The sequence below is a fragment of the Caballeronia sp. GAWG1-1 genome (genome assembly GCF_023631465.1).
In the GTDB taxonomy this organism is placed as follows: Bacteria; Pseudomonadota; Gammaproteobacteria; order Burkholderiales; family Burkholderiaceae; genus Caballeronia.
Window position 1 is genome coordinate 1 of the sequence record NZ_JALQDB010000083.1, and the last position, 3112, is coordinate 3112.

General features: G+C 55.4%; 3 protein-coding genes and 1 pseudogene. 3 read left to right on the top strand and 1 reads right to left on the bottom strand.

What is annotated here, in order from left to right; all coding sequences use genetic code 11:
- Positions 1 to 54: 54 nt before the first annotated feature.
- The 3 genes and pseudogenes from NCT03_RS33465 to NCT03_RS33475 form a co-directional block, all read left to right on the top strand.
- Positions 55 to 564: pseudogene (locus tag NCT03_RS33465) on the top strand (integrase core domain-containing protein); the annotation flags it as partial.
- Positions 565 to 1129: 565 nt separating this feature from the next.
- Positions 1130 to 2089 carry a chemotaxis protein gene (locus NCT03_RS33470; protein ID WP_244832080.1) on the top strand — a complete coding sequence of 320 codons (960 nt, stop codon included), beginning with the start codon at positions 1130 to 1132 and terminating at the stop codon, positions 2087 to 2089.
- Positions 2086 to 2400, top strand: coding sequence for a hypothetical protein (locus tag NCT03_RS33475; RefSeq protein ID WP_250470214.1), 315 nt, complete (start codon positions 2086 to 2088; stop codon positions 2398 to 2400). The genes NCT03_RS33470 and NCT03_RS33475 overlap by 4 nt, the downstream gene beginning before the upstream one ends.
- A 475-nt stretch (positions 2401 to 2875) precedes the next feature.
- Here NCT03_RS33475 and NCT03_RS33480 read toward each other — a convergent pair.
- A partial coding sequence (locus tag NCT03_RS33480; RefSeq protein WP_350030212.1) for a methyl-accepting chemotaxis protein occupies positions 2876 to 3112 on the bottom strand: 237 nt, incomplete at its 5' end.

Sequence of the window (3112 nt, forward strand, 5' to 3'; positions counted from 1 at the left end):
GCGTTTCTTCTTCATCGGCATATCCATGACTTTTACCTCTCATAATATGCCTCGCCCACAGAATTACGGATAGGTCCCGTGGCCGTTGACCGTAGCAATGCGCGCTGGTGTTCGGACGGCTTTGAGTTCCGATGCGACGATGGTCAGCCGCTTCGCGTGACGTTTGCGCTGGACTGCTGCGGCCATAGCGGCGACATCGTGCGCGATGTGATGCTCGCAGCGGTGGAGCAACGCTTCGGAAACACGCAGCCCGCGCAGACCATCGAATGGCTGTCGGACAATGGCTCGGCCTACATCGACCATCGCACACGCCGCTTCGCGCGCGAGCTAGGACTGGTGCCACTGACTACACCCGTTCGCTCGCCGCAGAGCAACGGTATGGCCGAGCGGTTCGTGAAAACGATGAAGCACGATTACGCGGCCTTCATGGACAAACCTGATGTGCCTACGGCGCTCACACATCTGGCCGCTGCCTTCGAGCAATACAATGAGCGCCACCCGCACAAAGCCCTGAAATACCGCTCACCTCGTGAGTTCAGGCGGGCTGCGGCATCAGCAACTTAACGACGTCTGAGTGTCCTGAGATACAGGGGCAACTACAGTCGGGCGTTCCGCTCCCAGTCCTAAAGTTTGACAGCATCGCGTCGTTATACAAACACTGGTTGGGCACTCTCAGGTCCAACCCTCGGTTAGGGCGCGCTTCGGTGCGCCCTTTTTTTGCTTTAATCACTTCGCAGCGCCCTCCGCTATCTACGTTACATCTTCACGCAACCTCCGCTACATAAAGTCAGCGGCATCCATAAGCCCCCCTTCCAAAATTTGAAAAACTACGCTTTGGTACTTTAATAACAAGGGGCACTTCTTAAATAACACCGTGGCGACACGGAAAGAGGATCGGCCAGCGACGGCTGAAAAGTATTGGTTGACTATGGAAGGCATTTCCCCTGCTAACGGACGACTCAAACTGTTCCCGAAGCAGGTATCGTTATCAATCTTTCGCGATCTCTGCTATCCAGATAAAGTTACTTCTCCCTGTGATGCTGAAGCTTCAAAGCGAAAGCCGCGCTCTAGAAACGTTTTCGTGTGCCGATATCTTAGGGATCGACAAACCAAACCGGACGGTAAAAACATGAACAACGATCAACACGATATTGAACAGCGGGTGCGCTTGGCAGGTAGCAACATGTTTGAGTTGTTGCTATTTCGCCTTGGTGCTACCCGCGGTACAGGCGCCCGCGAACTCTACGGAATCAATGTCTTCAAAGTTCGAGAAATCGTCGCAATGCCCAAGCTCACCGAACTGGCAGGGTCGTCTGACAAGATCCTTGGCGTCGCGGATGTTCGTGGCGAAATCATCCCCGTCATCGACCTTGCGAGAGTCACCGGATGTACCCCGCGCGAAGGAAATCGCATCCTGCTGGTGACGGAGTTCGCTCGCACGACCCAAGGCTTCGCTGTGGAGGAGGTCGACGATATTGTTCGCCTGGAGTGGAACCGCGTCCTCTCGGCCGAAGGACATTCGAGCGGCAAAACCGTGACCAGCATAGCCCGACTTGACGCACACGCTGGCGGTAGACTCGCGCAGGTGCTCGACGTTGAGCAAATTCTGCGCGACGCCCTGCCTGCCAGTGAACCAGAAATCAACGAACAGAATACGGGCCGCCTTACTCTGCCGCCTGGTGCGCGGGTGCTGGCCGCGGATGATTCCGGCGTCGCGCGAGCCCTTATCGAAGAAAGTTTGAAGTCGATGGGGGTACCCTTCATCATGGCCAAGACCGGACAAGAGGCGTGGGATCTGCTGGAGAAAGCAGGCGAGAAAGCAGTTAAGGAAGGCAAGAAAGTCACGGACGACATCGCGTTGGTACTGACGGATCTCGAAATGCCGGAGATGGACGGGTTCACGCTTACCCGCAAGATCAAAGCTGCTGCTGGACTGCAGATGATCCCAGTTGTCATCCACTCGTCGCTGTCGGGCTCGGCGAACGAGCAGCACGTCAGAAAGGTTGGCGCCAACGCTTATGTGTCGAAGTTCGTTGCGGCAGAGCTCGCTGCCGTCATGCGTCAGGCAATGTCCAAGGTTGCAGCGTGAACGACATGTCTGGCAACCGACCCATGCGACCGTTTCCAACCGGACTCGGTGCGAGTGCGGTTTGGCAAGTCGGCGACGCTCGCAAGCTCACCTTGTTCGTCGTCGATCAATCCATTCCGTTGTATAACGTCGTAATCGGAAGCTTGCGCTTCTTTGCCAATGCTGACCAAATAATTGAATTCGTCGATTGGCTTGACGCGGCGCCACAGGAACCACCATCGCACCCGACGTGGAAATGGGTGTTTGAAAGTGGCTTTGATCAATCGATCGATGGGTCACGATCCAAAGGTTGGCGTTTGAAGCACAATTGAATGCAGCCCGCGTGGGCTGAGACCTCAGATTTTCGCCGCAACCGCGTGTTAGGACTTCTGCATTGCGGGGAGAGCGGTCGGAACCCACTCATCTAATGCGCCAGCACTCCGCGCTTAATGCGCAGCGTGAGGCGCTTTTGTCGAAGTTACCTAGCGCGTCATATCCGGCTCAAAAGCTTAAGTCGCTGCACTCCACTGCAAGAACGCCTCAAGACGCCTGGCTAAAAATACGATTCATCATTCTTGGCCATAAGAGCTCAGGGAGCGCATCAAGTTCCATTTACGTCTCCGAGACGCGCCCCCGCTAAAAGCGTACCGCTCGTACACAATCAGCTCACCAATCTTAAAAAGTAGTTGGCGGTTAACGTCACGTCCGTGAGTGCGAGACAAGTGTAGCTTTGTAGGAAGCGACGCCAGTCGTTACGCGATGGATAACACCTTTGGAGGCAGCACATACTTTCCACCATGACTGCTCTCAATGAAAAAACGATACGGCATCCGTGAGCTTTCGACCCTGCCCATCCAGCGACTGCGCAGCAGCGGCTGCTTCTTCGACCAGCGCCGCATTCTGTTGCGTTACGACGTCCATCTGCGTAATAGCCAGGTTGACTTGTTCAATTCCCTTACTCTGTTCAGACGAAGCACTGGCGATCTCCCCCATGATGTCGGTGACGCGTCTCACGGCGTGCGTGAGTTCGGTCATGGTCACGCC

Excerpts from the sequence above, each read along its gene's own strand:
- NCT03_RS33470 (WP_244832080.1), top strand. The coding sequence starts at position 1,130 with ATGAACAACGATCAACACGATATTGAACAGCGGGTGCGCTTGGCAGGT.